Here is a 25,510-nt window from a genome sequence, read left to right as displayed (position 1 = left end):
CGGAATATTTCCCGCCCAGTGCGCATTCTTTGGGGGCGATGCGCCCCCGTTTGCATTTTGGAGGGCTTTGTCATGACCGAAACTTCAACCATCGCCGATCAGGCTTTCCCGCCAGAGCTTGTGATTGCGGATACCGTGCGCTGGCTGGAAAAGGCAGTCATCGGCCTCAATCTTTGCCCTTTTGCCAAAGGCGTGCATGTCAAAGAGCAGATCCACTATGCCGTCAGCGATGCAAGCGATGCACAGGGTGTGGCCGATGCCCTGCATCGCGAGCTCGAGGCCCTGGCAGAAGCCAATGCAGAGAAGCGCGACACCACGCTGCTGATCTTGCCCCACGCCTTGCAGGACTTTCTGGACTTCAATGATTTCCTGGAAGTCGCCGATGCCATGGTCGAAGAGCTGGACCTGGGCGGCATCTTGCAGGTTGCCTCGTTTCATCCTCAGTTCCAGTTCGAGGGAACGGATGTGGACGATGTCACCAACTGCACCAACCGCTCCCCCTATCCCATCCTGCATTTGCTGCGCGAAGAAAGCATCGACAAGGCGGTGGAGGTGTTTCCGGAAGCCGAGACGATTTATGAGCGCAATATGGAAACGCTGGAAAAGATCGGCATTGAGGGTTGGTTGGATCTGGATGTCGGGGCCCGCTGCCCGGTGACCGGTCATGCTGAGATGAAGACTGAGAAGTAATGGCCAAGACCGAAAAAAAACAGAGCCTGCCAAAGTCTGTCAAGACAGGCGCGCAAGATATTGCTGAGCAGCTGGGCCTCAAGCCCGGCCAGAGCGTAGAGCTGCTCAAGGCTCTGCACATCCTCACGCGTGAAGGCAAGCTCAACCAGGATTCGCGCCGCAAGCTCAAGCAGGTCTATCACCTTTATCAATTCATTGAGCCTTTGCTCAATGAATTATCCAAGGATGGGCATGCCGTGACACTGGCCGACCATGGCGCAGGCAAGTCCTATCTGGGCTTCATTCTTTACGATCTGTATTTCAAGGCCTTGGGGCAGGGGCGGATTTACGGCATTGAGACGCGCGCACCGCTGGTCGAGGCTTCTCAGAAGCTGGCGGCTGAGCTGGGCTTTGAGCGCATGGAATTTCTCAATATGTCGGTGGCTGAGTCCACGCGCGCTGACTTCATGCCTGAGCGGTTCGATGTGGTCACGGCCTTGCATGCCTGCGATACGGCGACGGACGATGCGATCGCCTTTGGATTGGAAAAGCAGGCCAGGGCCATGGTGCTCGTGCCTTGCTGCCAGGCGGAAGTGGCAGCATGCCTGCGCCAGTCCAAGGCTGTGAGTCTGGCGCGCACTCCGCTGGCCGAGCTGTGGCGCCACCCGATTCATACCCGCGAGATGGGCAGCCAGATCACCAATGTGCTGCGCTGTCTGTACCTGGAGGCCTGCGGCTACCAGGTCACGGTCACCGAGCTGGTGGGCTGGGAGCACAGCATGAAAAACGAGCTGATCGTGGCCCGCTATACGGGACAGAAAAAGCGCAGTGCAGCTCAGCGCTTGCGTCAGTTGCTAGCCGAGTTCGGTATCGAGGCCCTGCTGCAAAGCCGTTTCAGGGCTTTGCCGGAGCTACAAAAAAGTGAGCGTGAAGCGCCTGCAGTATAAAGATTTCAGATAAGAAATGATCTGAAACCACTATATGGCAAGCGCTGGCTGCTTCTGTTTCAGGAGTTCGCGAGCATTGCTGAAGTGCAGACATGCACGTCAGCAATCCAGGCTCAAGCCTGGGTCAAGCGCTGCATCAGCTTCTGTGTGGAAGCATCAATGCCATTCCAGTCACCGCTGTTATGGCGGGCATGCAACTGAGTGGCCAGCTTCTTGCCAAGCTCCACGCCCCATTGGTCAAAGCTGTTGATATCCCAGATGGCGCCCGAGACAAAGATGCGATGTTCATACAGCGCGATCAAGGCGCCCAGTGAGGCTGGGTCCAGTCTTTCAAGCATCAGAAAGCTGCTGGGGCGATTGCCGGGGCAGTCCTTTTCCAGACCTTCTCCGTGGCGTCCCACCATCAGCGCCTGGGCTTGGGCAATGGCGTTGACCACCAGACTTTGATGGTGCTTGCCCAGGTACTTTCCTCCATCGCGCAGGGTAATGAACTCGACCGGTATGACATCCTGGCCCTGGTGCAGCATCTGGAAGAAAGCATGCTGACCGTTGGTGCCGGGCTCGCCCCAGATCACCGGCGCGGTCGCGGCAGAGAGTCGAGCGCCTTGTTTGCTGATGCTTTTGCCGTTGCTTTCCATCTCCAGCTGTTGCAGATAGGCCGTCAGGCGCCGCAGTCCATGGCTGTACGGTGCAATGCAGCGACTGGGAAATTGGCAGAAATTGCGATACCAAACGTCCAGCAAGCCCAGGAGCACCGGGAGATTGCTCTTAAGAGGGGCAGTGAAAAAGTGGGCATCCATCGCATGTGCGCCATCCAGTAGTGCCCTGAACTGCTTTGAGCCTATGGCGATGACAATCGGCAACCCAATGGCGGACCAGAGTGAAAAGCGTCCGCCCACCCAGTCCCAGAAGCCCAGCGAGCGCTGTATACCGAATTCTTTGGCTGCTTCTACGTTGGTGGTGAGGGCGATAAAGTGCTGGTCGATGGAGCAGTGTGCCTGTGGATCTTCCCTTCCACCATGATCCAGAAACCATTGCCTGGCTGATCGTGCGTTCAGCATGGTCTCGGCCGTGGTGAATGACTTGGAGGCGATCAGAAACAGCGTGCTTTCAGGCTTGACCCTGCGCAGCACATGACCCAATTCATGCCCATCCACGTTAGAGACAAAATGAAAACTCTTTCCGGCGTCGGTCCAGTCCTCCAGGGCGTTGACTACGACTTCCGGTCCCAGATGCGAGCCGCCAATACCGATATTCACAATGTCGGTGATCTGCTTGTTGCTTCTGATCTGCTCGGCCAAGGCAAGCATCTGCTTCAAAGTGCCGTGAACCTCATCCAGGGCTGCATGTATTTCTGGTGTCCAAGACTGAGCGGTAGAGGATGAAGCCAGCTGACCGCCACCTACAGGAGTGCGCAGCAGCCAGTGCATGACACTGCGTTGTTCACTGGTATTGATGGCCTCACCGGCCAGCATGGAGTTGCGCTTTTGCTCAAGCCGACTTTCAACCGCGAGCTGTCGTAGCAAGGCCTCGGTATCTTTAGTCCAGAGGTTTTTCGACAGGTCGGCAAAGACATGGGGCGCCTGCTGACTCAGGTCGTCAAGACGTTTTGAATCTTGCGCAAAGGCTTGTCGCAAATCCAGGTGTTGGATTTGCGACCGGTAATGGCTTTGCAAAGCCTGCCAGGCAGGCAGTTCGTGACAAAGAGGCGTCAAAAGAAATTCCAGTTAATCATGCTGCGGCTTGCTGCATCAATGCTTCCAGCTTCAGCGTGTCTGCGGTGAAAGCTCGAATGCCTTCTGCCAGCTTTTCGGTAGCCATGGCATCTTCGTTCAGCGCAAAGCGAAACGAGGCCTGGTCATGCAACACGCGCTCATGCGGCTGGGCTTTGGCCTTGCCCGGATCCAGGGCGCGGGCGACGGGTGTGGCCTCGTCCTGCTGTGCGCACAGCTGAGCCAGCAGTTCAGGTGCAATGGTAAGCAGATCGCAGCCCGCCAAAGCCAAAATCTGGCCGGTATTACGAAAGCTTGCACCCATGACCTCGGTGGAGACATCGAAGTGCTTGTAGTAATCGTAGATTTTTTTGACCGAGCGTACGCCTGGGTCGTTCGCTCCCGCCATGGCTGATTCGTCCCACTGGGACCCAGCCTGCTTTTTGTACCAATCGTAAATACGGCCGACAAAGGGGGAAATCAATTGCACCTTGGCTTGGCCGCAGGCAACGGCCTGGCAGAAGGAAAACAGAAGTGTGAGGTTGGTGTGGATGCCACGTTGCTCCAAAATGCGCGCCGCTTCAATCCCTTCCCAGGTGGCGGCCATCTTGATGAGCACGCGCTCGGTGTGAATTCCCGCAGCCTGATAAAGCTCGATCAGACGTTCGGCACGTGTGACTGTGGCCACGGTGTCAAAGGAAAGGCGGGCATCGACCTCGGTGGAGACGCGGCCAGGAATGGTGTCCAGAATTTCGCAGCCAAAGCGCACAAGAATCCGGTCCATGATTTCATCAAGGCCTCGATCCTTGAATTGCGCCACAGTCGCGCGCATCAACGGAGCATATTCAGGCTTTTGAACGGCCTTGAGAATCAGGGATGGATTGGTGGTGGCATCTTGCGGTTGAAACTGCGCCAGCTGATGAAAATCTCCGGTGTCCGCGACTACGGTGGTGAATTGCTTGAGAGCCTCCAACTGATTCATGTCCATCCTTTGCTGTGTTTCAAACGAATCAGCAAGTGTAGGGTGCGAAATCATGAATGAGAATGATCCTGCAAAGCAGATTATCCAGAGAGCACTCAGGCAAACCCTGCTGGATATGACGGCTCTTGTCTTTATTTGCCGAAATATTCAAGTTTTGTTGCCATTTTTCGAGACGCTCAAGGCTTCGGTCTTATGCTTGCCATCTTCTGTGCTCATTCACTGACTCTTCCTTACCTGCGCCTATATGCTCGATCGCATCACCGCCTCACTTCCGTCCCTGGCGCCTGCAGAGCAGCGTGTTGCGCGTCTGGTGCTGGCTGACCCCAGGGCCTTTGCCCATCTTCCGGTGCGGGAGCTGGCGGAACGTGCTCATGTCAGCAAGCCGACCGTGGTGCGGTTTTGCCGCAGCATGGGCTATGACGGCCTGGCGGACTTCAAGCTCAAGCTGGCTGGCAGCGTTAGCGAAGGCGTGCCCTTTATTCACCGCAGTGTCGACAGTGATGACAAGACCAGTGATGTGATGGTCAAGGTGGTGGACAACGCGGTGGCTGCTTTTTTGCAGTATCGCAATGCGGCGAGCACCGTGGCCATTGAGCAGGCAGCTCAGGCCATTGCCGGAACCTGGCAGACTGGCAAGCGCATCGAGTTTTACGGGGCCGGCAACTCTGGCATCGTGGCGCTGGATGCACAGCACAAGTTTTTCCGTCTGGGTGTGACCAGCCTTGCTACCAGCGATGGGCATATGCAGGTGATGAGTGCGACCTTGCTGGGTCCGGGCGATTGCGTGGTCATCATCTCGAACTCCGGGCGCACACGAGACCTGATGGATGCTGCGGATATCGCCCGCAAGAACGGGGCCACCACGATTGCGATCACGGCCAGCGGCTCCCCTCTGGCATCGGCCTGCCAGGTGCACCTGGCAGCCGACCACCCGGAAGGCTACGACCGCTACAGCCCTATGGTGTCGCGATTGCTGCATTTGCTGATCATCGACGTGCTGGCGACTTGCGTGGCCTTGCGCATCGGACCAGCGCTGCAGCCAGCGCTGGAGCAGATGAAAAACAACCTCAGAGCCAAGCGCTACACGGGATAGTAGCTATCAAAATGATTATTTGAAGGCTTAGACCTTCTCCAGAATCACAGCAATGCCTTGGCCTACGCCTATGCACATGGTGCACAGGGCGTAGCGGCCACCTAAGGTATGCAACTGGTTGACGGCTGTGGTGGCCAGACGAGCGCCGGATGCGCCCAGCGGGTGGCCCAGCGCAATGGCGCCACCCCATTGGTTGACGCGTGGGTCATCGTCTTTCAGTCCCAACTCGCGCAGCACAGCCAGCCCTTGGGCGGCAAAGGCTTCGTTGAGTTCAATGATGTCCATCTGCTCCAGCTTCAAGCCGGTCAGCTCCAGCACTTTGCGCGTGGCTGGCGCGGGGCCTATGCCCATGATGCGCGGCGGCACGCCTGCGACAGCCATGCCCACTACGCGTGCCTTGGGTGTCAAACCATATTGCTTGGCCGCTTCTTCATTGGCCAGCAGTAGGGCGCAGCTGCCGTCATTGACGCCCGACGCATTGCCAGCGGTCACCAATCCATCGGGGCGAACCACGCCTTTGAGCTTGCCCAGCGTTTGCAGCGTGGTAGCTCTTGGGTGCTCATCCTGGCTCATAACAATGGGGTCGCCTTTTTTGCTGGGAATATGAACGGGAACAATCTCCCGTGCTAGGTTGCCTGCGGCAATGGCGGCAGCGGCTTTTTCCTGGCTGGCCTGCGCCATGCGGTCTTGTGCCTCGCGTTCGATCTTGAATTCGATGGCGACGTTTTCAGCGGTCTCGGGCATCGAGTCCACGCCGTACATGGCCTTCATCTGTGAATTGACGAATCGCCAGCCGATGGTGGTGTCATAAATCGCATTGCTGCGCGCAAAGGCCGACTCAGCCTTGGGCATGACAAAGGGGGCGCGGCTCATGCTTTCCACGCCGCCGGCAATCATGAGACGGGCTTCGCCGGCCTTGATTGCGCGTGCTGCTGTGCCTACGGCGTCCAGACCTGAGCCGCACAGACGGTTAATGGTGACGCCGGCCACCTCCACAGGAAGGCCTGCCACGAGGGAGGCCATATGTGCCACGTTGCGGTTGTCTTCGCCGGCCTGATTGGCGCAGCCATAGATCACATCGCTCACAGCCTTCCAGTCCACGCCAGGGTTGCGTTCCATCAAGGCCTTCATAGGAAGGGCTGCAAGATCGTCGGTGCGAATGTAGGAGAGTGCGCCACCGTAACGCCCGATGGGGGTACGGATTGCATCGCAGATAAAGGCTTGTGTCGTGCTATTCATTGGATGCCTCCGGTGTGCTGGCGGTTTGTGCTGACCAGTCTAGCGAGGCGCTCTGGCTTTGCCTTGCCCATCTGTGACAGTGTCTTTGCAAATTTCGCAGTTTGCGTGACTGCTCATGCGCCAGATAATTGCAAGTCACTGCAGTCGTACAACACCATGGCCCGTCTTCCTCGTCTTACGCTGGCAAATATGCCGCACCACATCATTCAGCGCGGCAACAACAGCGGCGAGATTTTTGTGGATGCACAAGACAGGTTGGCCATGCTTGATTTGATGCGGGAGATGGCTAGGCGCTTCAAGGTTGATGTACATGCCTATGTGCTCATGCCCAATCATTTCCATCTTTTGCCGACACCCCAAACGGAACAAGGTGTGCCTCAGTTCATGCAGGCGGTAGGAAGAAGCTACGTGCGTTACTTCAACAACCGGCATGGGCGTACGGGCACTTTGTGGGAGGGGCGCTACCGATGCACTGTGCTGCAGGCACAGAAGTGGTTGCTGCCCACCATGGTTTCCATGGACCTCAACCCCGTGCGTGCGGGACTGGTGTCGCGAGCAGTGGACTGGCCTTGGTCCAGTTATGCGCACAACGCGGGTTTGCAAAGCGATGCGCTGATCAGTCCACATGCTGTTTTCTGGGCTCTGGGCAATACGCCGTTTGCACGAGACGCTGCCTATGTCAAAGCAGTTGAAGAAGGACTGAGTGCTGATGCGCAAGAGCAAATCAGCCACGCAGCTTTGCATGGCTGGGCCTTGGGTGAGGCAGACTTTATTGAAGATTTGCAACGCAAAACCGAGCGTCGCTTGAAGCGCCAGCAAGCCGGAAGACCTGCAGTACGCACAGATTCGGTACACAGCTCTTAAAAATTGAAAAGCTATCTCGTTGTTTTTATTGAATAGCTGCCTTTGCTTTTATATGTCCCCAATTAAATTCCAATAAAAAAACTCTACCTTTAATTGGTATCTGACCCCAATTAAAAAATATTGCATGAGGTTATGCATTGCCGTAATCTCGCATTCCCTGCGATTGATATAAGAGGATTCCCCATGACGACGGCTGCCGAGATCAAGCATCTCCAGGACCACGGTCTGTACTCCAAGAGCAACGAACACGATGCCTGCGGTCTGGGCTTTGTGGCCCATATCAAGGGTCAGAAGCGCCATGACATCGTGCTGGGTGCGCTCAAGATTCTGGAGAACATCGATCACCGCGGCGCTGTGGGCGCGGATCCTCTGATGGGTGACGGCGCAGGTATCCTGATCCAGATTCCCGATCAGCTCTATCGCGAAGAGATGGCCAAGCAGGGCGTGACTCTGCCTCCTGCTGGCGAATATGGCGTGGGCATGATCTTCCTGCCCAAGGAACATGCTTCGCGCCTGGCTTGCGAGCAGGAGATGGAGCGCGCCATCAAGGCCGAAGGCCAGGTGCTGCTGGGCTGGCGTGATGTGCCGGTGAACCGCGACATGCCCATGTCGCCCACCGTGCAGGAAAAAGAACCCATCCTGCGCCAGGTCTTCATCGGCCGCGGCACCGACGTCATCGTGCAGGACGCGCTGGAGCGCAAGCTGTACGTGATCCGCAAGACGGCCAGTGCTGCCATTCAAAGCCTCAAGCTCAAGCACAGCAAGGAATACTACGTTCCCAGCATGAGTAGCCGCACCGTGGTCTACAAGGGCCTGCTGCTGGCCGACCAGGTGGGTGTGTACTACCGTGACCTGGCCGACGAGCGCTGCGTCTCGGCCATCGGCCTGGTACACCAGCGTTTCTCCACCAACACCTTCCCCGAGTGGCCTCTGGCTCACCCCTACCGCTATGTGGCGCACAACGGTGAAATCAACACCGTGCGCGGCAACTACAACTGGATGCTGGCGCGCGAAGGCGTGATGGCCTCTCCCGTGCTGGGCGAAGACCTGCAAAAGCTCTATCCCATCAGCTTTGCCGGCCAGTCCGACACCGCCACCTTCGACAACTGCCTGGAACTGCTGACCATGGCCGGCTACCCCATCAGCCAGGCCGTGATGATGATGATTCCCGAGCCCTGGGAGCAGCACGAAGCCATGGACGAGCGCCGCCGCGCCTTCTATGAATACCACGCTGCGATGATCGAGCCCTGGGACGGCCCCGCCTCCATCGTGTTCACCGATGGCCGCCAGATCGGCGCCACACTGGACCGCAACGGCCTGCGCCCCTCGCGCTACTGCATCACCGATGACGATATGGTGATCCTGGCTTCCGAAGCCGGCGTGCTGCCCGTGCCCGATAGCAAGATCGTGCGCAAGTGGCGCCTGCAGCCCGGCAAGATGCTGCTGATCGACCTAGAGCAGGGTCGCATGATCGAAGACGAAGAGCTCAAGGCCAACGTTGTCAACACCAAGCCCTACAAGCAGTGGATCGAGAACCTGCGCATCAAGCTCGACGAGGTGGAAATCCCCGCCGACTTCAAGGCACCTGCCGCCAAGACCGAGCTGTCCCTGCTGGACCGCCAGCAAGCCTTCGGCTTCACGCAGGAAGACATCAAGTTCCTGCTGACCCCGATGGCCGAAAAGGGCGAGGAAGGCATTGGCTCCATGGGCAACGACAGCCCGCTGGCCGTGCTGTCCGACAAGAACAAGCCGCTGTACAACTACTTCCGTCAGATGTTCGCCCAGGTGACGAACCCCCCCATCGACCCGATCCGCGAAGCGATCGTGATGTCGCTGGTGTCGTTCGTGGGTCCCAAGCCCAACCTGCTGGACATCAATCAGGTCAACCCGCCCATGCGTCTGGAGCTGCAGCAGCCCGTGCTCGACTTCGAAGGCATGGCCAAGCTGCGCGAGATCGAAAAGCACACGCACGGCAAGTTCAAGAGCGCCACGATTGACATCACCTACCCACTGAGCTGGGGCAAGCAGGGTGTGGAAGCCAAGTTGGCTTCGCTGTGCGCCCACGCCGTGGACGAGATCAAGGGCGGTGCCAACATCCTGATCATCAGCGACCGCAATCTGAGCGCCACGCAGGTGGCCATTCCTGCGCTGCTGGCGCTGTCGGCCATCCACCAGCATCTGGTCAAGGAAGGCCTGCGCACCACTGCCGGTCTGGTTGTGGAAACCGGCACGGCCCGCGAAGTGCATCACTTTGCGGTGCTGGCAGGCTACGGTGCAGAAGCCGTGCACCCCTATCTGGCAATGGAGACGTTGGAAGACATCTTTAGGCGTGAAGGTGCGCCCATCTCTGCGGATAAGGCCATCTATCACTATGTGAAGGCCATCGGCAAGGGTCTGTCCAAGATCATGTCCAAGATGGGCGTGTCCACCTACATGTCCTACTGCGGCGCCCAGCTGTTCGAAGCCGTGGGCCTGAACAGCGAGACCGTTCATAAATACTTCACGGGCACGGCCAGCCGCGTGGAAGGTATCGGCGTCTTCGAGATCGCCGAGGAAACCATCCGCAACCACGTGGCAGCCTTCAGCGACGATCCTGTGCTGGAAACCATGCTGGATGCCGGCGGCGAGTACGCCTGGCGTGCCCGCGGCGAAGAGCATATGTGGACGCCTGACGTGATCGCCAAGCTGCAGCACTCCACACGTGCCAACAACTTCAGCACCTACAAGGAATACGCCCAGCTGATCAACGACCAGACCAAGCGCCATATGACGCTGCGCGGCCTGTTCGAGTTCAAGTTCGACCCCGCCAAGGCGATTCCCGTGGACCAGGTCGAGTCGGCCAAGGAAATCGTCAAGCGCTTTGCTACGGGTGCCATGTCGCTGGGCTCCATCTCCACCGAAGCCCATGCCACGCTGGCCGTGGCCATGAACCGCATCGGCGGCAAGAGCAACACCGGCGAAGGCGGCGAAGATCCCAAGCGCTATCGCAACGAGCTCAAGGGCATCCCCATCAGCAAGGGCGAAACCCTGGCTTCCATCATCGGCAAGGACAAGGTCGAGTCCGATATCGAACTGCAGGCCGGCGATTCGCTGCGCTCCAAGATCAAGCAGGTCGCGTCCGGTCGTTTCGGCGTGACTGCCGAATATCTGGCCTCTTCGGACCAGATCCAGATCAAGATGGCTCAGGGTGCCAAGCCTGGTGAAGGCGGTCAGCTGCCCGGCGGCAAAGTCTCCGACTACATCGGTGCACTGCGCCACTCGGTACCCGGTGTGGGCCTGATCTCGCCTCCTCCCCACCATGACATCTACTCGATCGAAGACCTGGCACAGCTGATCCACGATCTGAAGAACGTGGCTCCGCACGCCAGCATCAGCACCAAGCTGGTGTCCGAAGTCGGTGTGGGCACGATTGCCGCAGGCGTGACCAAGTGCAAGAGCGACCACCTGGTGATCGCAGGGCACGACGGCGGCACCGGCGCCTCGCCTTGGTCCTCTATCAAGCATGCGGGTGGTCCCTGGGAAATCGGCCTGGCCGAGACCCAGCAGACCCTGGTGCTGAACCGCCTGCGTGGCCGTGTGCGTGTGCAGGCCGACGGCCAGATGAAGACCGGCCGCGACGTGGTGATCGGTGCATTGCTGGGTGCGGATGAGTTCGGCTTTGCCACGGCTCCGCTGGTGGTAGAAGGCTGCATCATGATGCGCAAATGCCACCTCAACACCTGCCCCGTGGGCGTGGCCACGCAAGACCCCGTGCTGCGTGCCAAGTTCACCGGCAAGCCAGAGCATGTGGTGAACTATTTCTTCTTCATCGCCGAAGAAGTGCGCCAGATCATGGCCCAGCTGGGCATCGCTAAGTTCGATGACCTGATCGGCCGCTCCGACCTGCTCGACACCCGCAAGGGCATCGAACACTGGAAGGCTCAGGGCCTGGACTTCAGCCGTCTGTTTGCCCAGCCCGAAGTGCCTGCCGACGTGGCCCGCTATCACGTGGAAAGCCAGGATCACCTGCTGGACAAGGCGCTGGACGTCAAGCTCATCGAGCGCTGCAAGCCCGCCATCGAAAACGGCGAGAAGGTGCGCATCATGGAAGTGGCGCGCAACGTCAACCGCTCTGTCGGTGCCATGCTCTCGGGCGCGGTGACCAAGCATCACGCCGAAGGCCTGCCAGACGACACCATCCGCATCCACTTCGAAGGTACGGGCGGCCAGTCCTTCGGTGCCTTCCTGTGCAACGGCATCACGCTGAACCTGACTGGCGAAGCCAATGACTACACGGGCAAGGGCTTGTCTGGTGGCCGTGTGGTGGTGCACCCCAGCCATGAATTCCGTGGTGAATCCGTGCGCAACACCATCGTGGGCAACACCGTGATGTTTGGTGCCACCCGTGGTGAAGCCTTCTTCGCTGGTGTGGCGGGTGAGCGCTTTGCGGTGCGCCTGTCGGGCGCCACGGCGGTGGTCGAAGGAGTGGGCGACCACGGCTGCGAATACATGACCGGCGGTACTGTGGTGGTGCTGGGCAAGACCGGCCGCAACTTTGCCGCAGGCATGAGCGGCGGCGTGGCTTACGTGTATGACGAAGACGGCCAGTTCTCCAAGCGCTGCAATCAAGCTTCCGTGAAGCTGGACCAAGTGCTGCCGCATGACGAGTTCGTGGCCAGCATGCCTCGTGGTGTCTGGCACAACGACCAGAGCGATGACCAGCAGCTGCGCGCCCTGATTGAAGCGCACAGCCGCTGGACAGGCTCCAAGCGTGCCCGTGACCTGCTGGACAACTGGGCCGCTGCGCGTGCCAAGTTTGTCAAGGTGTTTCCGACCGAGTACCAGCGTGCTCTAGGCGAGATCTATGAACGCAAGCAAAAGGCTGAAATGGTGAATTCGCAAGCTGCGAAAGCGTCAGCAGCTCCTCAAAAAGAAGCGGTGGCTGCCAAGTAAGCCAGCCTGAGAAGCGGTGCCCAGTTCGGCACCGCACCGCCAGCGAACACAGATTTCAAGGATTAAAGATCATGGGAAAGACCACCGGCTTCATGGAATACGAGCGCATCGAAGAGGGCTATGCCCCGGTTGCGGAACGTCTCAAGCACTACAAGGAATTCGTCATCGGCCTGACCACCGATCAGGCCAAGGTGCAGGCTGCACGCTGCATGGACTGCGGCACGCCTTTCTGCAACAACGGCTGCCCGATCAACAACATCATCCCGGACTTCAACGACCTCGTGTACCGCGGTGACTGGGCCAATGCCATCCAGGTGCTGCACAGCACCAACAACTTCCCCGAGTTCACGGGCCGCATCTGCCCCGCACCTTGCGAAGCGGCTTGCGTGGCCAATATCAATGGCGACGCCATCGGCATCAAATCCATCGAGCACGCCATCATCGACCGCGCCTGGAGCGAAGGCTGGGTCAAGCCTCTGCCGCCCAAGCACCAGACCGGCAAGAAAGTCGCTGTGGTCGGTGCCGGCCCTGCAGGCATGGCGGCAGCCCAGCAACTGGTGCGCGCCGGCCACGACGTGACCCTGTTCGAGAAGAACGACCGCGTGGGCGGCCTGCTGCGCTACGGCATTCCCGACTTCAAGCTGGACAAGGGGCTGATCGACCGCCGTGTCGAGCAGATGGTGGCCGAAGGCCTGAAGATCCGCACCGGCGTGCTGATTGCCGGCAAGGACGGTCTGGGTAAGGACTCCAAGGTCACCAACTGGGCCAAGGAAACCATCAGCCCCGAGCAGCTCAACGCCGAGTTCGATGCCGTGCTGCTGACCGGCGGCTCCGAGCAGTCGCGTGATCTGCCCGTGCCCGGTCGCGATCTGGAAGGCGTGCACTTCGCGATGGAGTTCCTGCCCCAGCAGAACAAGGTCAACGCGGGCGACAAGCTCAAGGGCCAGATCCGTGCCGACGGCAAGCATGTCATCGTCATCGGCGGCGGCGACACCGGCTCCGACTGCGTGGGCACCTCCAACCGCCATGGCGCCAAGAGCGTGACCCAGTTCGAGGTGATGCCCATGCCGCCCGAGCAGGAAAACAAGCCCCTGGTCTGGCCTTACTGGCCAATCAAGCTGCGTACCTCGTCCAGTCACGAAGAAGGTGTGGTGCGCGAGTTCGCCATCTCGACCAAGAGCTTTAACGGCGAAAAGGGCAAGGTCAAGAGCCTGACCACTGTGCAGGTTGAGTTCAAGGAAGGCAAGCTGACCGAAGTCGCAGGTACCGAAAAAACCTGGGAAGCGGATCTGGTGCTGCTGGCCATGGGCTTTGTGCACCCCGTCTCGCCCGTGCTGGAGGCGTTCGGCATCGACAAGGACGCTCGCGGCAACGCCAAGGCCAGCACCGATTTCATCGGCGGCTATGCCACCAGCGTGCCCAAGGTGTTCGCCGCCGGCGACATCCGCCGCGGCCAGTCGCTGGTCGTGTGGGCGATTCGCGAAGGCCGCCAGGCAGCGCGTGCCGTGGATGAGTTCCTGATGGGCGCTAGCGAACTGCCTCGCTGATCATTCACAGCGGGTCATCACACAAAAGGCATTCCCCGGAATGCCTTTTGTTTTTTGATAGCGGCTGGCGCTGGCTTTACTTTGATTTCAATGAGATTCGATGCGGAGTTCATTGAATCTAGATCGCAGGCAGCTATCAAATTTGATTTACCTCAGCCATAGCAGTTGGGGAATGGCATCGGCGCCTATCCAGAGCACGGCGTTCTGCTCGCACTGCTCTGCCCATTGCACGGCCGTGTCGACATCCATGGACCAGATCAGCACGCTGTCCTCGCCGGGCCACTGGCCCGCGGGGTCCTGGCCGCAGCCGTTGAGGTATTGCCAGTCTTCAAGGCGCAAAGCCTGACGCAGAACGCGCATGCGGCTGGCATTCTGGGCGGCACTCAAAACTTGTCCCCTGGGATTGCAGGACGTCAGATAGCAGGCAGCCGGTATGGGCAACTGGCTCAGCTGCTGTGCCAACCAGTCATTGCGCTGGCCCACACGTAGCGTCTGCGCGACAACGCCTGTCTTGGTCTGGGAGTCAATTTGGTAGAGCGCTGAGCGGTAAGCCGCTTGCAATGGGGCAGGGAGCTGGCTGGTGCGGTAGGAGGTGGCAGGCATGGCAAGAAAGTTTTTGAAGAGCACGCATGGTTTTGCCGAGGGCGAGTGACGTTGGGCCTTGTCTGCGCGACAATAGCGGATTCGGCGCTGGCGGCAGCCCGGCTCTGCGGCTGCTGTAGCGGCCTCGGGCGGGAGACAAAGCCCCTGCCTCCGCTTTTTCCACTTCAAACTTTGACGCCATGAAAAAACGTACCCTGCTGGCCTCGGTGGCCCTGACTGCAATTTTGGCTGCTTGCGGCAAGAACGAGCCCGCTGCGACCAATACCGCTGCAGATCCTGCACCGGCTCCCGTGGCTGCCACCAAGCTGGTGGTGGGTCTGGACGACAACTTCCCTCCCATGGGTTTCCGTGACGAGAAGAACGAGCTGGTCGGTTTCGACATCGACATGGCCCGTGAAGTGGCCAAGCGCGCCAACATCGAAGTGGAATTCAAGCCCATCGACTGGAACGCCAAGGAAGCCGAGCTGCTGGGCAAGCGCGTGGACGTACTGTGGAATGGCCTGACCATTCTGGAAGAGCGCAAGGAAAAGATTCTGTTCTCCGACCCCTACATGGTGAACAAGCAAATCATCATCGTGAAGGCGGACTCCCCCATCAAGACCAAGGCTGACATGGCTGGCAAGGTGGTGGGTGCCCAGGAAGGCTCCAGCGCCGTGACCGCCATGGCCAAGGACAAGGAGCTGTCCGACCAGTTCAAGGAAACCAAGCTGTTTGGTGACAATATCACCGCCTTGATGGACCTGGAAGCAGGCCGTCTGGACGTGGTCGTGGTGGACGAGGTGGTGGGCCGTTTCCTGGTTAACAAGAAGCCTGACAACTATGTGGTGCTGGCCGAAGACTTCGGTACTGAAGACTATGGCGTGGGCTTCCGCAAGGACGACGAAGCTACCCGTAACAAGGTCAACGATGTTCTGACCGAAATGAAGAAGGATGGCAAGGCTGCTGAAATCGCCCAGAAGTGGTTTGGCTCTGACGTCATCAAGCATTAATTTGACTACCCCCTGTGGCGCTGTGCGCCTTCCCTCTAAAAGGGGACGGCAGCTGCGCTGCGGGGCGGCCCTTGCTGGGTGCCCTGGTTTGGGGCACGTCAGCTGAGGGTATGGGCGGTGCTTGCACCGCCTTGTTTTTTGATTCGCCGTGGTGGCCCTGTGTCATTCCCGGTGCAGGCCTACCATGGACTATGTAATTTCGCTTTTGGGGCCCATGTCGGCTGGCGCCCTTGTCACACTCAAGCTGTTTTTCATCACGCTGGTGTTGTCCATCCCTCTGGGGCTGGCGCTGGCGCTGATGCGCATCTCCAGCATCAAGCCGCTGAGCAGCGCCGTAGGCGCCTATATCTGGCTCATGCGCGGCACGCCGCTGATGCTGCAGCTGCTGTTTGTCTATTTCGCGCTGCCTTTTGTGCCCTACATCGGTGTGCGCCTGCCCGACTTTCAGGCTGCCGTAGTCGCCTTTGCGCTGAACTACGCTGCATATTTCGCTGAAATCTTCCGCGCTGGTATCAAGTCCGTGGATCGCGGTCAGTACGAAGGCGCCAAGGTGCTGGGCATGACGTATGCACAGACCATGCGCCGCATTGTGCTGCCCCAGATGTGGGCCCGTATTCTGCCGCCCGTCAGCAACGAGACCATCACGCTGGTCAAGGACACTTCGCTGATCTATGTGCTGGCACTGAACGACCTGCTGCGCGTGGCGCGTGGCGTGGTGCAGCGCGACTTCAGCTTTACCCCGTTTATTGTGGCTGCCGCCTTCTATCTCATCATGACGCTGGTGCTGACCTGGGGCTTCCAGTATCTGGAGAAGAAATATGCAAAGTATGAGGCGTGATCCCGTGAGTGGCCGAGTCATGGAGAGTTTGTAATGGCAGATACAGCTGACGTAATGATTTCCGCCAAAGGTATTCACAAGGCCTTTGGCAATAACGAAGTGCTGCGCGGTGTATCGCTGGATTTGCTGCGCGGTGAGGTCGTGGCGGTGATTGGCCCCTCTGGCTCGGGCAAGAGCACGTTTTTGCGTTGCCTCAATCATCTGGAGACGATTGACCGAGGCACTATCACCATCGAAGGCGAAGTGCTGGCCCGCTCGAAAGGTGGGGCCAAGGCTCAGTACGTGAGCGATGCCGAAATTCGCAAGATCGGTCGCAAGATGGGCATGGTGTTCCAGTCCTTCAATCTGTTCCCTCACCTCACGGTGCTGGAAAACATCATTGAAGCGCCCATGATTGTCAAAGGCATGAAGCGCGAAAGCATCATCCCCAAGGCCGAGGCTCTGCTGGCCAAGGTGGGACTGGCGGCCAAGCGCGATGCCTACCCCAATCACCTCTCCGGCGGCCAGAAGCAGCGCGTGGCCATTGCGCGTGCGCTGGCCATGGAGCCCGATATTCTGCTGTTCGACGAGCCCACTTCGGCGCTGGACCCTGAACTAACGGGGGAAGTGCTGCGCACCATGCGCGAGCTGGCCGAAGAGCACATGACCATGCTGGTGGTGACCCACGAAATGGGCTTTGCCCGTGAAGTGGCCAACCGCGTCATCTTCATGGATGGTGGACATATCGTCGAGCAAGGGCCTTCGGCGACCTTTTTTGCGGCTCCGGTGCATGAGCGCACGCGCGCGTTTTTGCACAACATGTTGTAAATAAGTCGCACTTGTCAATGCGGTTTCATATTGCAAAAATGGTGGTTTTCGCTTCACCAGCAAGCACTGGAAGCTCCTGAAACAAGAGTGAAGACTATGTTTGCAGCAATTCAGACTCAAAGAAACATTCGTGGATGTATGTTTACTTCGGGCTAACCCGCGCTTTTTGCCGAGCTTGTCGGCACAATACCTGTTTGCTTTCTTTTGAGCGGCTATTCACGCATGTCACCTAACGCATCCTTTGTGGAGTTGCGCAATGTCACCTTTGGCTATGGTGAGCGCGTCATCCTGCGCGATCTTTCTTTGAAAGTGCCGCGTGGCAAGGTCACGGCTCTGATGGGGGCATCGGGCGGTGGCAAGACGACTGTGTTGCGCCTTATCGGCGGCCAGAACCATGCTCAGCAAGGCCAGGTGCTGTTCGATGGGCAAGATATAACGACGATGGATTCGCAGCAGCTTTATGCGGCGCGCCGTCGCATGGGCATGCTGTTTCAGTTCGGTGCGCTGTTTACTGACATGAGTGTGTTCGATAACGTGGCCTTTCCGCTGCGTGAGCATACCAACTTGCCCGAAGAGCTGATTCGCGACATCGTGCTCATGAAGCTGCATGCCGTGGGCTTACGCGGTGCGCGTGATCTCATGCCATCCCAGGTTTCAGGCGGCATGGCACGCCGCATCGCACTGGCGCGTGCGATTGCGCTGGACCCTGAACTCATCATGTATGACGAGCCATTTGCCGGGCTGGATCCTATTTCTTTGGGCACCTCGGCGCAGCTGATTCGTCAGCTCAATGACGCCATGGGCCTGACCTCGATTCTGGTGTCTCACGACCTGGAAGAAACCTTCCGCGTGGCCGATCATGTGGTGATTCTGGGTTCCGGCGGTGTTGCTGCTCAAGGGACTCCAGAAGAGGTGCGTGCCAGCACAGACCCGCTGGTGCAGCAATTCATCAACGCCAGGCCGACAGGGCCTGTGCCGTTTCACTATCCCGGCGTCAGTGCCGACGAGGACTTTGGCAGCCGGAGGCGTGCATGAACTTTCTCGCACGCATTGGTCTGGCCGTGCGCACTCAGCTCATCGATATGGGCATTGGCGCACGGTTGCTGCTTCGCTTGCTGGCCTTGCTGGGGCCGGCACTCAAGAGGCCACGCCTGATTGGCGACCAGATCCACTTTCTGGGCAATTATTCGCTGGCCATCATTGGTGTCTCGGGCCTTTTTGTCGGCTTTGTGCTGGGCCTGCAGGGCTACTACATCCTGCAGCGCTATGGCTCGGCAGAGGCACTTGGCATGATGGTCGCGTTAAGCCTGCTGCGCGAACTGGGGCCCGTGGTCACAGCCTTGTTGTTTGCTGGCCGCGCCGGTACGGCTTTGACGGCTGAAATCGGCCTGATGAAAGCCGGCGAGCAGCTCTCGGCCATGGAAATGATGGCGGTTGACCCCGTCAAACGCATTCTGGCGCCGCGCTTCTGGGCGGGACTTATCACCATGCCTTTGCTGGCTGCGGTTTTCAGCGCTGTTGGTGTGCTCGGCGGCTGGCTGGTGGGGGTGGTTCTGATTGGTGTGGACAGCGGCGCTTTCTGGGGGCAGATGCAGCAGGGCGTTGACTGGTGGGCAGACCTGGGCAACGGAGTGCTCAAGAGCTTCGTGTTCGGTCTGGCCGTGACTTTTGTGGCATTGCTTCAGGGCTATGCCGCCAAGCCCACGCCTGAAGGCGTTTCGCGTGCCACCACGCGTACGGTGGTGGTGGCCTCGCTGGCTGTGCTGGGGCTGGATTTCCTGCTCACCGCAACCATGTTCAGCATTTAAGGCTGCACAGCAGATCAAAGGTAAAAAATCATGCAGCAAAAGAAAAGTGATGTCTGGGTTGGCCTGTTTGTCTTGATCGGAGCGCTGGCTCTGGTGTTTCTGGCTTTGCAGTCGGCCAATTTGCTGACGCTGAGCTTCGAGAAGACCTATCAGGTGACGGCACGTTTTGACAATATTGGTGGTCTCAAGCCTCAAGCAGCGGTCAAAAGTGCAGGCGTGGTTGTCGGTCGTGTGGAGTCCATTACCTTCAATGACCAGACTTTCCAAGCCGATGTGGTCATGAATATGGAAAACCGCTATGCCTTCCCCAAGGACAGCTCGCTGAAAATTCTGACGAGTGGTCTGCTGGGTGATCAGTACATTGGTATTGAGGCCGGTGCCAGCGAGGACAACTTGCAGGCCGGTGACCGTGTGACGGCCACTCAGTCTGCAGTTGTGCTGGAAAACCTGATTGGCCAATTCCTCTACAGCAAGGCAGAGCAGGGCGGTGACTCGGGAGGCTCTGCAAGCATTGGCGGAGCGAAAGAATGATGACGACTACAAACCCACAAACGAAATTGTCTTCAAACAAGGACCAAGCCCTGAAGCGTGGGGTGCTGGTAGCTAGCGTTTCCGTAGCGGCTTTGCTGTCTGGCTGTGCCACGACCACAGCGACAGGCCCGGCCAATCCGGCCGATCCGCTGGAGTCCATGAACCGCAGCATTTATGCGTTCAACGATGGACTGGACGAGGCCGTTTTCAAGCCCGTGGCTACGGCCTATCAAACAGTGACCCCGCGTGTGGCGCGCCAAGGCGTGACCAACTTCTTCGACAACCTGGGAGATGCCTGGTCGTTTGTCAACAACCTGCTACAAGGCCAAGGCAGCGATGCCTATAACTCCATGGTGCGCTTCAGCGTCAACACGGTTTTCGGTATTGGTGGCCTTTTCGATATCGCCAGCGAAGCGGGCATTGAGCGCAAGAAGCAGGATTTCGGCCAGACTCTGGGTCGCTGGGGTGTGCCGACGGGGCCTTATCTTGTGCTTCCCTTCTGGGGACCTTCCACGATACGCGACTCGGCTGGTCTGGCAGTTGACGCCTTCGGCTACCCGGCCAACACGATTGACGATGTGCGCTGGCGCAACAGCCTTTTTGGCCTGCGTATGGTCAACAATCGGGCCAACCTGCTCAAGGCGGGCGATGTGCTGGACTCTGTGGCGCTGGATAAATACAGCCTGGTGCGCGATGTGTATCTGCGCTCACGCATTGGCGGGGCCGCGTCTGGCGATGATGGCCGTCTCGAAAACTATGATGACGACGATGCCGGTCAGCTGCCGCCTGAAGGTCAGTGAGCACTTCGCAGTTGGTTACAAAGATGACGCATGGGCTGGACGTTTGCTGTGACACTTGCCAGCCAGGAGAAAACACAATGAAGATGAATCGTCGTATATGGGGCATGGCGGCTGGTGCCATGCTGGCCTTGAATCTGGGTTTGCCCGCTGCTCAGGCGGCAGAGGAAGCCCCTGATGCGCTGGTCAAGCGCGTTTCTGCTGATGTGCTGGAAACCATCAAGAATGACCCGGCCCTGCGCAATGGCGATGCAGCCAAGATCAATGCGCTGGTCAATGAGAAGGTCATGCCCTATGTGGATTTCCGCCGCATGACTTCGGCGGCCGTGGGTCCGGCATGGCGCAAGGCCACTCCAGAGCAACGCCAGAAGCTGCAAGACGAGTTCAAGGCCTTGCTGGTGCGCACCTATGCTGGCGCACTGTCTCAGGTCAGCAACCAGACGATTACAGTCAGGCCACTGCGTATGGCTGCCGGTGACACCGATGTTCTGGTGCGAACCCAGGTCAACGGACGCGGCGACCCTGTGCAACTGGATTTCCGTCTGGAAAAGCAGGCCACGGGCTGGAAGCTTTATAACTTCAACGTGCTGGGTGTGTGGCTGGTGGAAACCTACCGCAACCAGTTCGCGCAGGAAATCAATGCCAACGGCATCGATGGTCTGATCAAGACCCTGGCCTCGCGCAGCTCCATGCCTGCGACTGCCAACAAATAAGGTAGCTCATTCCTCATGGCCCGCTCTGCGACCTCTCCTTTGCAACTACCCAGCGAACTGACGTACCGTCAGGGGCGCGACTGTCTGCTGCGCCTGCGCCCTCTGGTGGCGGCGCATGCAGATACCCAGGTGGTGGTCGATGCCAGTGCCGTCAAGGTATTTGACTCGGCAGCCCTGGCGGTGCTGCTGGCCTGCCGCCGCGCAGCGCAGGAAGTGGGAAAACAGCTCGTGGTTCAGGGTCTGCCCAAGGGCTTGCTGTCCATGGCAACCCTCTATGGCGTTGATGGCCTTTTGCTGCCACCTCTGATGCCAGGCGCTGACGGTGTGGCCCAGCAAGGCTGAGTCGATCTTCAGAATGCTCTAAGCCCCGTTGCGGCACGGGCTGTGGTCAAGCCATAGAATCATGGGCTCATGTCCGCAGTCTCATTTCAATCCGTCTCCAAGACCTACCGCACCCCCAAGGGGGACTTTCAGGCCCTGAAATCAGTGAGCCTGGATATTGAGGAGGGCGAATTCTTCGGTTTGCTAGGCCCCAACGGCGCAGGCAAGACCACCCTCATCAGTATTTTGGCCGGCCTGTCCAAAGCCACGGGCGGGCGTGTGCTGGTGCAGGGCAGCGATGTGAAGGCGAATTACGCTGATGCACGCCGCAAGCTCGGCATCGTGCCGCAGGAGCTGGTGTTTGATCCTTTCTTCAGTGTGCGCGAAGCGCTGAAGTTCCAGTCGGGCTACTTTGGCGTCAAGAACAATGACGACTGGATTGACGAGCTGCTCGACAGCCTGGGCCTGACAGACAAGGCACACAACAATATGCGCCAGCTCTCGGGCGGCATGAAGCGCCGCGTTCTGGTGGCGCAGGCGCTGGTTCACAAGCCACCCATCATCGTGCTGGATGAGCCCACGGCGGGCGTGGACGTAGAGCTGCGCCAGACGCTGTGGCACTTCATCGCCAAGCTCAACAAGCAGGGCCACACGGTGCTGCTGACCACGCACTATCTGGAAGAGGCCGAGGCTTTGTGCAGCCGCGTGGCCATGCTCAAGCACGGTGAGATCATCAAGCTCTCGACTATGAGTGACCTGCTCAAGTCGGCTTCCAGCAATGTGCTGCAGTTCAAGACTGATAGCGCATTGCCCAATCCCCTGGCCAATCGCGCCCGGATTACGGGCCGAATTGTGCAGATTCCCGCAGCTAATGCGGGCGATGTGGAGCAACTGCTGGCCGCGCTGCGCGAAGGTGGCGTGACGCCAGAAGATGTGGAAATCCGCCGCGCGGATCTGGAAGACGTGTTCATCCATGTCATGAACGAAGAAGGCCAGCAGGGCGGAGGTGTGGCATGAACGGCTGGCAGACCCTGCTCAAGAAGGAAGTGCTGCGCTTCTGGAAGGTGAGCTTTCAGACCATTGCCGCGCCCGTGCTCACGGCCGTGTTGTATCTGCTGGTGTTTGGCCATGTGCTTGAAGGCCGGGTCAAGGTTTACGACAGCATCCCCTACACGGCATTTCTGATTCCCGGTCTGGTGATGATGAGCATGCTGCAAAACGCGTTTGCCAACAGCTCCTCCAGTCTGGTGCAGAGCAAGATCATGGGCAATATGATTTTTGTGCTGCTCACACCGCTGTCGCATTGGGCCTGGTTCAGTGCCTATGTGGGTGCAGCGGTCTTGCGCGGTCTGCTGGTGGGCGCTGGTGTGTTTATCGTCACACTGTTCTTTGCCATTCCCGACTTTGCCGCGCCATTGTGGATTCTGGTTTTTGGTTTCCTGGGCTGTGCGCTGATGGGAACGCTGGGTCTGATTGCAGGCCTGTGGGCCGAGAAATTTGACCAGATGGCAGCCTTCCAGAACTTTTTGATCATGCCGCTGACCTTTCTGTCAGGCGTGTTCTATTCCGTTCACTCACTGCCGGGCTTCTGGCAAACCGTCAGCCATGCCAACCCGTTCTTCTACATGATTGACGGCTTTCGCTATGGCTTTTTCGGGCAGAGCGATGTTTCGCCCTGGATCAGTGTCGCCATCGTAGGTGCAGCCTGGGTGGCGGTGAGCGCGCTGGCGGTGCATCTGCTGCGCATTGGCTACAAGATTCGTAACTAATTTTTGGATTGATGCGAGGCTCGCATGCGAGACAATTACCGGTTTCGCCGGCCTTGCGCTGAGAGGCTTTACCCATGACTGCAGACCAACTCAAAGACCTGATCACCGCCGGCCTGCCCTGCGAGCACATCACGCTGGAAGGCGATGGCCGACATTGGTTTGCCACCATTGTCTCGGCACAGTTTGAAGGCCAGCGTCTGTTGGGCCGCCAGCGTCTGGTGTATGCCACGCTGGGTAACCGCATGGCGACCGATGAGGTGCATGCACTGTCCATGAAGACCTATACGCCTGCTGAATGGGCGGCGACTCAGGCCTGACTGCGAAAATCAAAATCGATAGCTGCAAGCCGTTTCTTCATAACGGCTTGAGGCGTTTTTTATACATAAAACCTCAAGGCTTGAAGCCATGGACAAACTCAAGATCCACGGTGGTCGTCCCCTCAAGGGCGAAGTGATGATTTCCGGCGCCAAAAACGCCGCGTTGCCTGAGATGTGCGCCGCACTGCTCACCGCCGAGCCAGTGCACCTGCACAATGTGCCGCGCCTGCATGATGTGGCCACCATGCGCAAGCTGCTGGGCAATATGGGTGTGCAGACCGAAACCCATGGTGAGCGCGGCGGCATGAGCTTTGTCTCTCCTGACAGCCTGAACCCTGAAGCGCCTTACGAGCTGGTCAAGACCATGCGTGCCTCGGTGCTGGCCCTGGGTCCGTTGCTGGCACGCTTTGGCCAGGCCAAGGTGTCGCTGCCTGGCGGTTGTGCGATTGGCTCGCGCCCTGTGGATCAGCACATCAAGGGCCTGCAGGCCATGGGTGCCGTCATCACCGTGGAAAACGGCTACATGAACGCCAGCCTGCCAGAGGGCTGGACCAAGCTCAAGGGTGCACGTATCACCACCGACATGGTGACCGTGACCGGCACCGAGAACTTCCTCATGGCTGCGGCCTTGGCCGACGGTGAGACCGTGCTGGAAAACGCGGCCATGGAGCCCGAGATCACCGATCTGGCCGAAATGCTGATCAAGATGGGTGCCCGCATCACAGGTCATGGCACCAGCCGCATCGTGATTGAGGGTGTGGACAAGCTGCATGGCTGTGAGCATCAGGTGGTGGCCGACCGTATCGAGGCCGGTACTTTCCTGTGTGCCGTGGCGGCCACGGGCGGCGAGGCAGTGCTGCATCATGCGCGGGCCGAGCATTTGGGTGCAGTCATCGACAAGCTCAAGGACGCGGGTGTGAACGTGGAGTGCGTGGAGGGCGGCCTGAAGGTCAGCTCGAACGGCAAGCTCAAGGCTCAAGGCTTTCGCACGACGGAGTACCCCGGCTTTCCCACCGACATGCAGGCCCAGTTCATGGCCCTGAATCTGGTGGCCGAAGGAACCAGCGTGGTGACGGAGACCATTTTTGAAAACCGCTTCATGCACGTCAACGAGATGATGCGTCTGGGCGCAGTCATCACCACCGATGGTCGCGTGGCGACCATCGAGGGTGGCAAGCGTCTGTCGGGGGCCACCGTGATGGCGACCGATTTGCGTGCATCCGCCAGTCTGGTGATTGCCGGTCTGGTGGCCGAGGGTGAGACCATTGTCGATCGCATCTACCACCTCGATCGTGGCTACGACCGCATGGAAGACAAGCTGCGCGCCCTGGGCGCCGATATCGAGAGAATTTCCGCATGAGCACCGCAACGCCTGTGACTATTGCCCTGTCCAAGGGCCGTATTTTTGAAGAAACCGTGCCTCTGCTGGCCGCTGCCGGCATTGAAGTCACGGAAGATGTGGACAAGTCGCGCAAGCTGATTTTTGACACCAACCAGCCCAATGTGCGCGTGGTGCTGGTACGCGCTTCCGACGTGCCTGTCTACGTGCAGTACGGCGGTGCGGACCTGGGGGTCTCGGGTCTGGACTCGCTGATCGAGCATGGTGGTCAGGGCTTATACCAGCCGCTGGACCTGCAGATTGCCAAGTGCCGCGTGAGCGTGGCTGTGCGCAACGGCTTTGACTATGCGCATGCGGTCAAGCAAGGCGCGCGTCTGCGCATCGCGACCAAATACCCCGAGATTGCCCGCAACTTCTTTGCCAAGAAGGGCGTGCACGTGGACATGGTCAAGCTCTATGGCTCCATGGAGCTGGCACCGCTGACCGGCATGGCCGATGCCATCGTCGATCTGGTCTCCACCGGCAACACCCTCAAGGCCAATGATCTGGTCGAGGTTGAGCCCATCATGGACATCAGCTCGCGTCTGGTGGTCAACCAGGCCTCGCTGAAACTCAAGCAGGCACCGCTGCGTCACATCATTGATGCGTTTTCGCAAGCTGTCGCCGCCAAAAATAACTGACCTTCCCTACTGG

Annotated in this window: 25 protein-coding genes; 21 read left to right on the top strand and 4 right to left on the bottom strand. The window is 58.9% G+C overall.

Going from position 1 to position 25,510, the window contains the following annotated elements:
* The first annotated feature begins 72 nt into the window (after positions 1–72).
* Together AC2I9W_RS07860 and AC2I9W_RS07855 are read left to right on the top strand one after the other, a co-directional pair.
* Positions 73–690: a DUF1415 domain-containing protein gene (locus AC2I9W_RS07860; RefSeq protein ID WP_486409438.1), complete on the top strand. Its 618-nt coding sequence runs from the start codon at positions 73–75 to the stop codon at positions 688–690.
* Complete coding sequence (locus AC2I9W_RS07855; RefSeq protein WP_486409437.1) at positions 690–1,616, top strand: class I SAM-dependent methyltransferase; 927 nt, start codon at positions 690–692, stop codon at positions 1,614–1,616. Before AC2I9W_RS07860 ends, AC2I9W_RS07855 begins: the two co-directional genes overlap by 1 nt.
* A 113-nt stretch (positions 1,617–1,729) precedes the next feature.
* On the opposite strand, the gene pgi is transcribed toward AC2I9W_RS07855, so the two are convergent.
* Both pgi and tal read right to left on the bottom strand, forming a co-directional pair.
* The gene (pgi, locus tag AC2I9W_RS07850) at positions 1,730–3,331 is read right to left on the bottom strand and encodes a glucose-6-phosphate isomerase (RefSeq protein ID WP_486409436.1); all 1,602 of its coding nucleotides are present in this window, start codon (positions 3,329–3,331) and stop codon (positions 1,730–1,732) included.
* A 16-nt stretch (positions 3,332–3,347) separates the two neighbouring features.
* The gene (gene tal, locus AC2I9W_RS07845) at positions 3,348–4,310 is read right to left on the bottom strand and encodes a transaldolase (RefSeq protein ID WP_486409435.1); all 963 of its coding nucleotides are present in this window, start codon (positions 4,308–4,310) and stop codon (positions 3,348–3,350) included.
* A 52-nt stretch (positions 4,311–4,362) separates the two neighbouring features.
* Between tal and AC2I9W_RS07840 the strand changes: the two genes are divergently transcribed.
* Entirely contained in the window at positions 4,363–4,533 is a 171-nt protein-coding gene (locus AC2I9W_RS07840) for a hypothetical protein (protein ID WP_486409434.1), read from the top strand.
* A 21-nt stretch (positions 4,534–4,554) separates the two neighbouring features.
* Positions 4,555–5,403, top strand: a complete 849-nt coding sequence (locus AC2I9W_RS07835; protein ID WP_158389499.1) for an SIS domain-containing protein — start codon at positions 4,555–4,557, stop codon at positions 5,401–5,403.
* 27 nt (positions 5,404–5,430) lie between these two features.
* Here the strand turns inward: AC2I9W_RS07835 and pcaF are convergent, their stop codons facing one another.
* Positions 5,431–6,642 carry a 3-oxoadipyl-CoA thiolase gene (pcaF, locus tag AC2I9W_RS07830; protein WP_486409433.1) on the bottom strand — a complete coding sequence of 404 codons (1,212 nt, stop codon included), beginning with the start codon at positions 6,640–6,642 and terminating at the stop codon, positions 5,431–5,433.
* A 156-nt stretch (positions 6,643–6,798) separates the two neighbouring features.
* On the opposite strand from pcaF, the gene AC2I9W_RS07825 reads away from it, so the two are divergent.
* From AC2I9W_RS07825 to AC2I9W_RS07815, 3 genes are all read left to right on the top strand, one after another.
* Positions 6,799–7,506 (top strand): transposase, encoded by a 708-nt coding sequence (locus AC2I9W_RS07825; protein WP_486409432.1) that lies wholly within the window; start codon positions 6,799–6,801, stop codon positions 7,504–7,506.
* A gap of 183 nt (positions 7,507–7,689) precedes the next feature.
* Entirely contained in the window at positions 7,690–12,438 is a 4,749-nt protein-coding gene (locus AC2I9W_RS07820; RefSeq protein ID WP_486409431.1) for a glutamate synthase-related protein, read from the top strand.
* A 71-nt stretch (positions 12,439–12,509) separates the two neighbouring features.
* Positions 12,510–13,985, top strand: a complete 1,476-nt coding sequence (locus tag AC2I9W_RS07815) for a glutamate synthase subunit beta (RefSeq protein WP_486409430.1) — start codon at positions 12,510–12,512, stop codon at positions 13,983–13,985.
* Between the two features lie 147 nt (positions 13,986–14,132).
* On the opposite strand, the gene AC2I9W_RS07810 is transcribed toward AC2I9W_RS07815, so the two are convergent.
* Positions 14,133–14,588, bottom strand: coding sequence for a DUF3293 domain-containing protein (locus tag AC2I9W_RS07810; protein WP_486409429.1), 456 nt, complete (start codon positions 14,586–14,588; stop codon positions 14,133–14,135).
* 179 nt (positions 14,589–14,767) lie between these two features.
* Here AC2I9W_RS07810 and AC2I9W_RS07805 point away from each other — a divergent pair, with 179 nt between their 5' ends.
* From AC2I9W_RS07805 to hisG, 14 genes are all read left to right on the top strand, one after another.
* Positions 14,768–15,577, top strand: coding sequence for an amino acid ABC transporter substrate-binding protein (locus tag AC2I9W_RS07805; protein WP_486409428.1), 810 nt, complete (start codon positions 14,768–14,770; stop codon positions 15,575–15,577).
* Positions 15,578–15,761: 184 nt separating this feature from the next.
* Positions 15,762–16,415 (top strand): amino acid ABC transporter permease, encoded by a 654-nt coding sequence (locus tag AC2I9W_RS07800; protein WP_486409427.1) that lies wholly within the window; start codon positions 15,762–15,764, stop codon positions 16,413–16,415.
* Positions 16,416–16,469: 54 nt separating this feature from the next.
* The gene (locus AC2I9W_RS07795) at positions 16,470–17,222 is read left to right on the top strand and encodes an amino acid ABC transporter ATP-binding protein (RefSeq protein ID WP_486409426.1); all 753 of its coding nucleotides are present in this window, start codon (positions 16,470–16,472) and stop codon (positions 17,220–17,222) included.
* A 222-nt stretch (positions 17,223–17,444) separates the two neighbouring features.
* On the top strand, positions 17,445–18,257 hold the full coding sequence (locus tag AC2I9W_RS07790; RefSeq protein ID WP_486409425.1) for an ABC transporter ATP-binding protein: 813 nt from the start codon (positions 17,445–17,447) through the stop codon (positions 18,255–18,257).
* The gene (mlaE, locus tag AC2I9W_RS07785) at positions 18,254–19,030 is read left to right on the top strand and encodes a lipid asymmetry maintenance ABC transporter permease subunit MlaE (RefSeq protein ID WP_158389517.1); all 777 of its coding nucleotides are present in this window, start codon (positions 18,254–18,256) and stop codon (positions 19,028–19,030) included. The genes AC2I9W_RS07790 and mlaE overlap by 4 nt, the downstream gene beginning before the upstream one ends.
* A gap of 30 nt (positions 19,031–19,060) precedes the next feature.
* Entirely contained in the window at positions 19,061–19,561 is a 501-nt protein-coding gene (gene mlaD / locus AC2I9W_RS07780) for an outer membrane lipid asymmetry maintenance protein MlaD (RefSeq protein WP_486409424.1), read from the top strand.
* On the top strand, positions 19,558–20,361 hold the full coding sequence (locus AC2I9W_RS07775; protein WP_486409423.1) for an MlaA family lipoprotein: 804 nt from the start codon (positions 19,558–19,560) through the stop codon (positions 20,359–20,361). Before mlaD ends, AC2I9W_RS07775 begins: the two co-directional genes overlap by 4 nt.
* 77 nt (positions 20,362–20,438) lie before the next feature.
* Entirely contained in the window at positions 20,439–21,071 is a 633-nt protein-coding gene (locus tag AC2I9W_RS07770) for an MlaC/ttg2D family ABC transporter substrate-binding protein (RefSeq protein WP_486409422.1), read from the top strand.
* Between the two features lie 15 nt (positions 21,072–21,086).
* Entirely contained in the window at positions 21,087–21,413 is a 327-nt protein-coding gene (locus tag AC2I9W_RS07765; protein WP_486409421.1) for an STAS domain-containing protein, read from the top strand.
* Between the two features lie 69 nt (positions 21,414–21,482).
* Positions 21,483–22,409: an ABC transporter ATP-binding protein gene (locus AC2I9W_RS07760; RefSeq protein WP_486409420.1), complete on the top strand. Its 927-nt coding sequence runs from the start codon at positions 21,483–21,485 to the stop codon at positions 22,407–22,409.
* Complete coding sequence (locus tag AC2I9W_RS07755; RefSeq protein ID WP_486409419.1) at positions 22,406–23,161, top strand: ABC transporter permease; 756 nt, start codon at positions 22,406–22,408, stop codon at positions 23,159–23,161. Before AC2I9W_RS07760 ends, AC2I9W_RS07755 begins: the two co-directional genes overlap by 4 nt.
* 74 nt (positions 23,162–23,235) lie before the next feature.
* The gene (locus AC2I9W_RS07750) at positions 23,236–23,478 is read left to right on the top strand and encodes a BolA family protein (protein ID WP_486409418.1); all 243 of its coding nucleotides are present in this window, start codon (positions 23,236–23,238) and stop codon (positions 23,476–23,478) included.
* 88 nt (positions 23,479–23,566) lie between these two features.
* A complete protein-coding gene (gene murA / locus AC2I9W_RS07745; RefSeq protein WP_486409417.1) occupies positions 23,567–24,838 on the top strand; it encodes a UDP-N-acetylglucosamine 1-carboxyvinyltransferase in 1,272 nt (423 codons plus the stop codon).
* Positions 24,835–25,497, top strand: a complete 663-nt coding sequence (gene hisG / locus AC2I9W_RS07740) for an ATP phosphoribosyltransferase (protein ID WP_158389535.1) — start codon at positions 24,835–24,837, stop codon at positions 25,495–25,497. The genes murA and hisG overlap by 4 nt, the downstream gene beginning before the upstream one ends.
* Positions 25,498–25,510: the final 13 nt, after the last annotated feature.

It is taken from the genome of Comamonas sp. FUJ_7 (assembly GCF_057369555.1).
This window is presented reverse-complemented; position numbering and strand designations above follow the sequence as displayed.

Coding starts and splice junctions, on each gene's coding strand:
- AC2I9W_RS07820 (WP_486409431.1), top strand. CDS start 7,690: ATGACGACGGCTGCCGAGATCAAGCATCTCCAGGACCACGGTCTGTAC.
- AC2I9W_RS07835 (WP_158389499.1), top strand. CDS start 4,555: ATGCTCGATCGCATCACCGCCTCACTTCCGTCCCTGGCGCCTGCAGAG.
- AC2I9W_RS07840 (WP_486409434.1), top strand. CDS start 4,363: ATGAATGAGAATGATCCTGCAAAGCAGATTATCCAGAGAGCACTCAGG.
- mlaD (WP_486409424.1), top strand. CDS start 19,061: ATGCAGCAAAAGAAAAGTGATGTCTGGGTTGGCCTGTTTGTCTTGATC.
- AC2I9W_RS07800 (WP_486409427.1), top strand. CDS start 15,762: ATGGACTATGTAATTTCGCTTTTGGGGCCCATGTCGGCTGGCGCCCTT.
- AC2I9W_RS07825 (WP_486409432.1), top strand. CDS start 6,799: ATGGCCCGTCTTCCTCGTCTTACGCTGGCAAATATGCCGCACCACATC.
- AC2I9W_RS07770 (WP_486409422.1), top strand. CDS start 20,439: ATGAAGATGAATCGTCGTATATGGGGCATGGCGGCTGGTGCCATGCTG.
- AC2I9W_RS07775 (WP_486409423.1), top strand. CDS start 19,558: ATGATGACGACTACAAACCCACAAACGAAATTGTCTTCAAACAAGGAC.
- AC2I9W_RS07755 (WP_486409419.1), top strand. CDS start 22,406: ATGAACGGCTGGCAGACCCTGCTCAAGAAGGAAGTGCTGCGCTTCTGG.
- AC2I9W_RS07765 (WP_486409421.1), top strand. CDS start 21,087: ATGGCCCGCTCTGCGACCTCTCCTTTGCAACTACCCAGCGAACTGACG.
- tal (WP_486409435.1), bottom strand. CDS start 4,310: ATGAATCAGTTGGAGGCTCTCAAGCAATTCACCACCGTAGTCGCGGAC.
- AC2I9W_RS07860 (WP_486409438.1), top strand. CDS start 73: ATGACCGAAACTTCAACCATCGCCGATCAGGCTTTCCCGCCAGAGCTT.
- pcaF (WP_486409433.1), bottom strand. CDS start 6,642: ATGAATAGCACGACACAAGCCTTTATCTGCGATGCAATCCGTACCCCC.
- AC2I9W_RS07795 (WP_486409426.1), top strand. CDS start 16,470: ATGATTTCCGCCAAAGGTATTCACAAGGCCTTTGGCAATAACGAAGTG.
- AC2I9W_RS07855 (WP_486409437.1), top strand. CDS start 690: ATGGCCAAGACCGAAAAAAAACAGAGCCTGCCAAAGTCTGTCAAGACA.
- AC2I9W_RS07810 (WP_486409429.1), bottom strand. CDS start 14,588: ATGCCTGCCACCTCCTACCGCACCAGCCAGCTCCCTGCCCCATTGCAA.
- murA (WP_486409417.1), top strand. CDS start 23,567: ATGGACAAACTCAAGATCCACGGTGGTCGTCCCCTCAAGGGCGAAGTG.
- AC2I9W_RS07760 (WP_486409420.1), top strand. CDS start 21,483: ATGTCCGCAGTCTCATTTCAATCCGTCTCCAAGACCTACCGCACCCCC.
- AC2I9W_RS07790 (WP_486409425.1), top strand. CDS start 17,445: ATGTCACCTAACGCATCCTTTGTGGAGTTGCGCAATGTCACCTTTGGC.
- AC2I9W_RS07805 (WP_486409428.1), top strand. CDS start 14,768: ATGAAAAAACGTACCCTGCTGGCCTCGGTGGCCCTGACTGCAATTTTG.
- AC2I9W_RS07750 (WP_486409418.1), top strand. CDS start 23,236: ATGACTGCAGACCAACTCAAAGACCTGATCACCGCCGGCCTGCCCTGC.
- AC2I9W_RS07815 (WP_486409430.1), top strand. CDS start 12,510: ATGGGAAAGACCACCGGCTTCATGGAATACGAGCGCATCGAAGAGGGC.
- mlaE (WP_158389517.1), top strand. CDS start 18,254: ATGAACTTTCTCGCACGCATTGGTCTGGCCGTGCGCACTCAGCTCATC.
- hisG (WP_158389535.1), top strand. CDS start 24,835: ATGAGCACCGCAACGCCTGTGACTATTGCCCTGTCCAAGGGCCGTATT.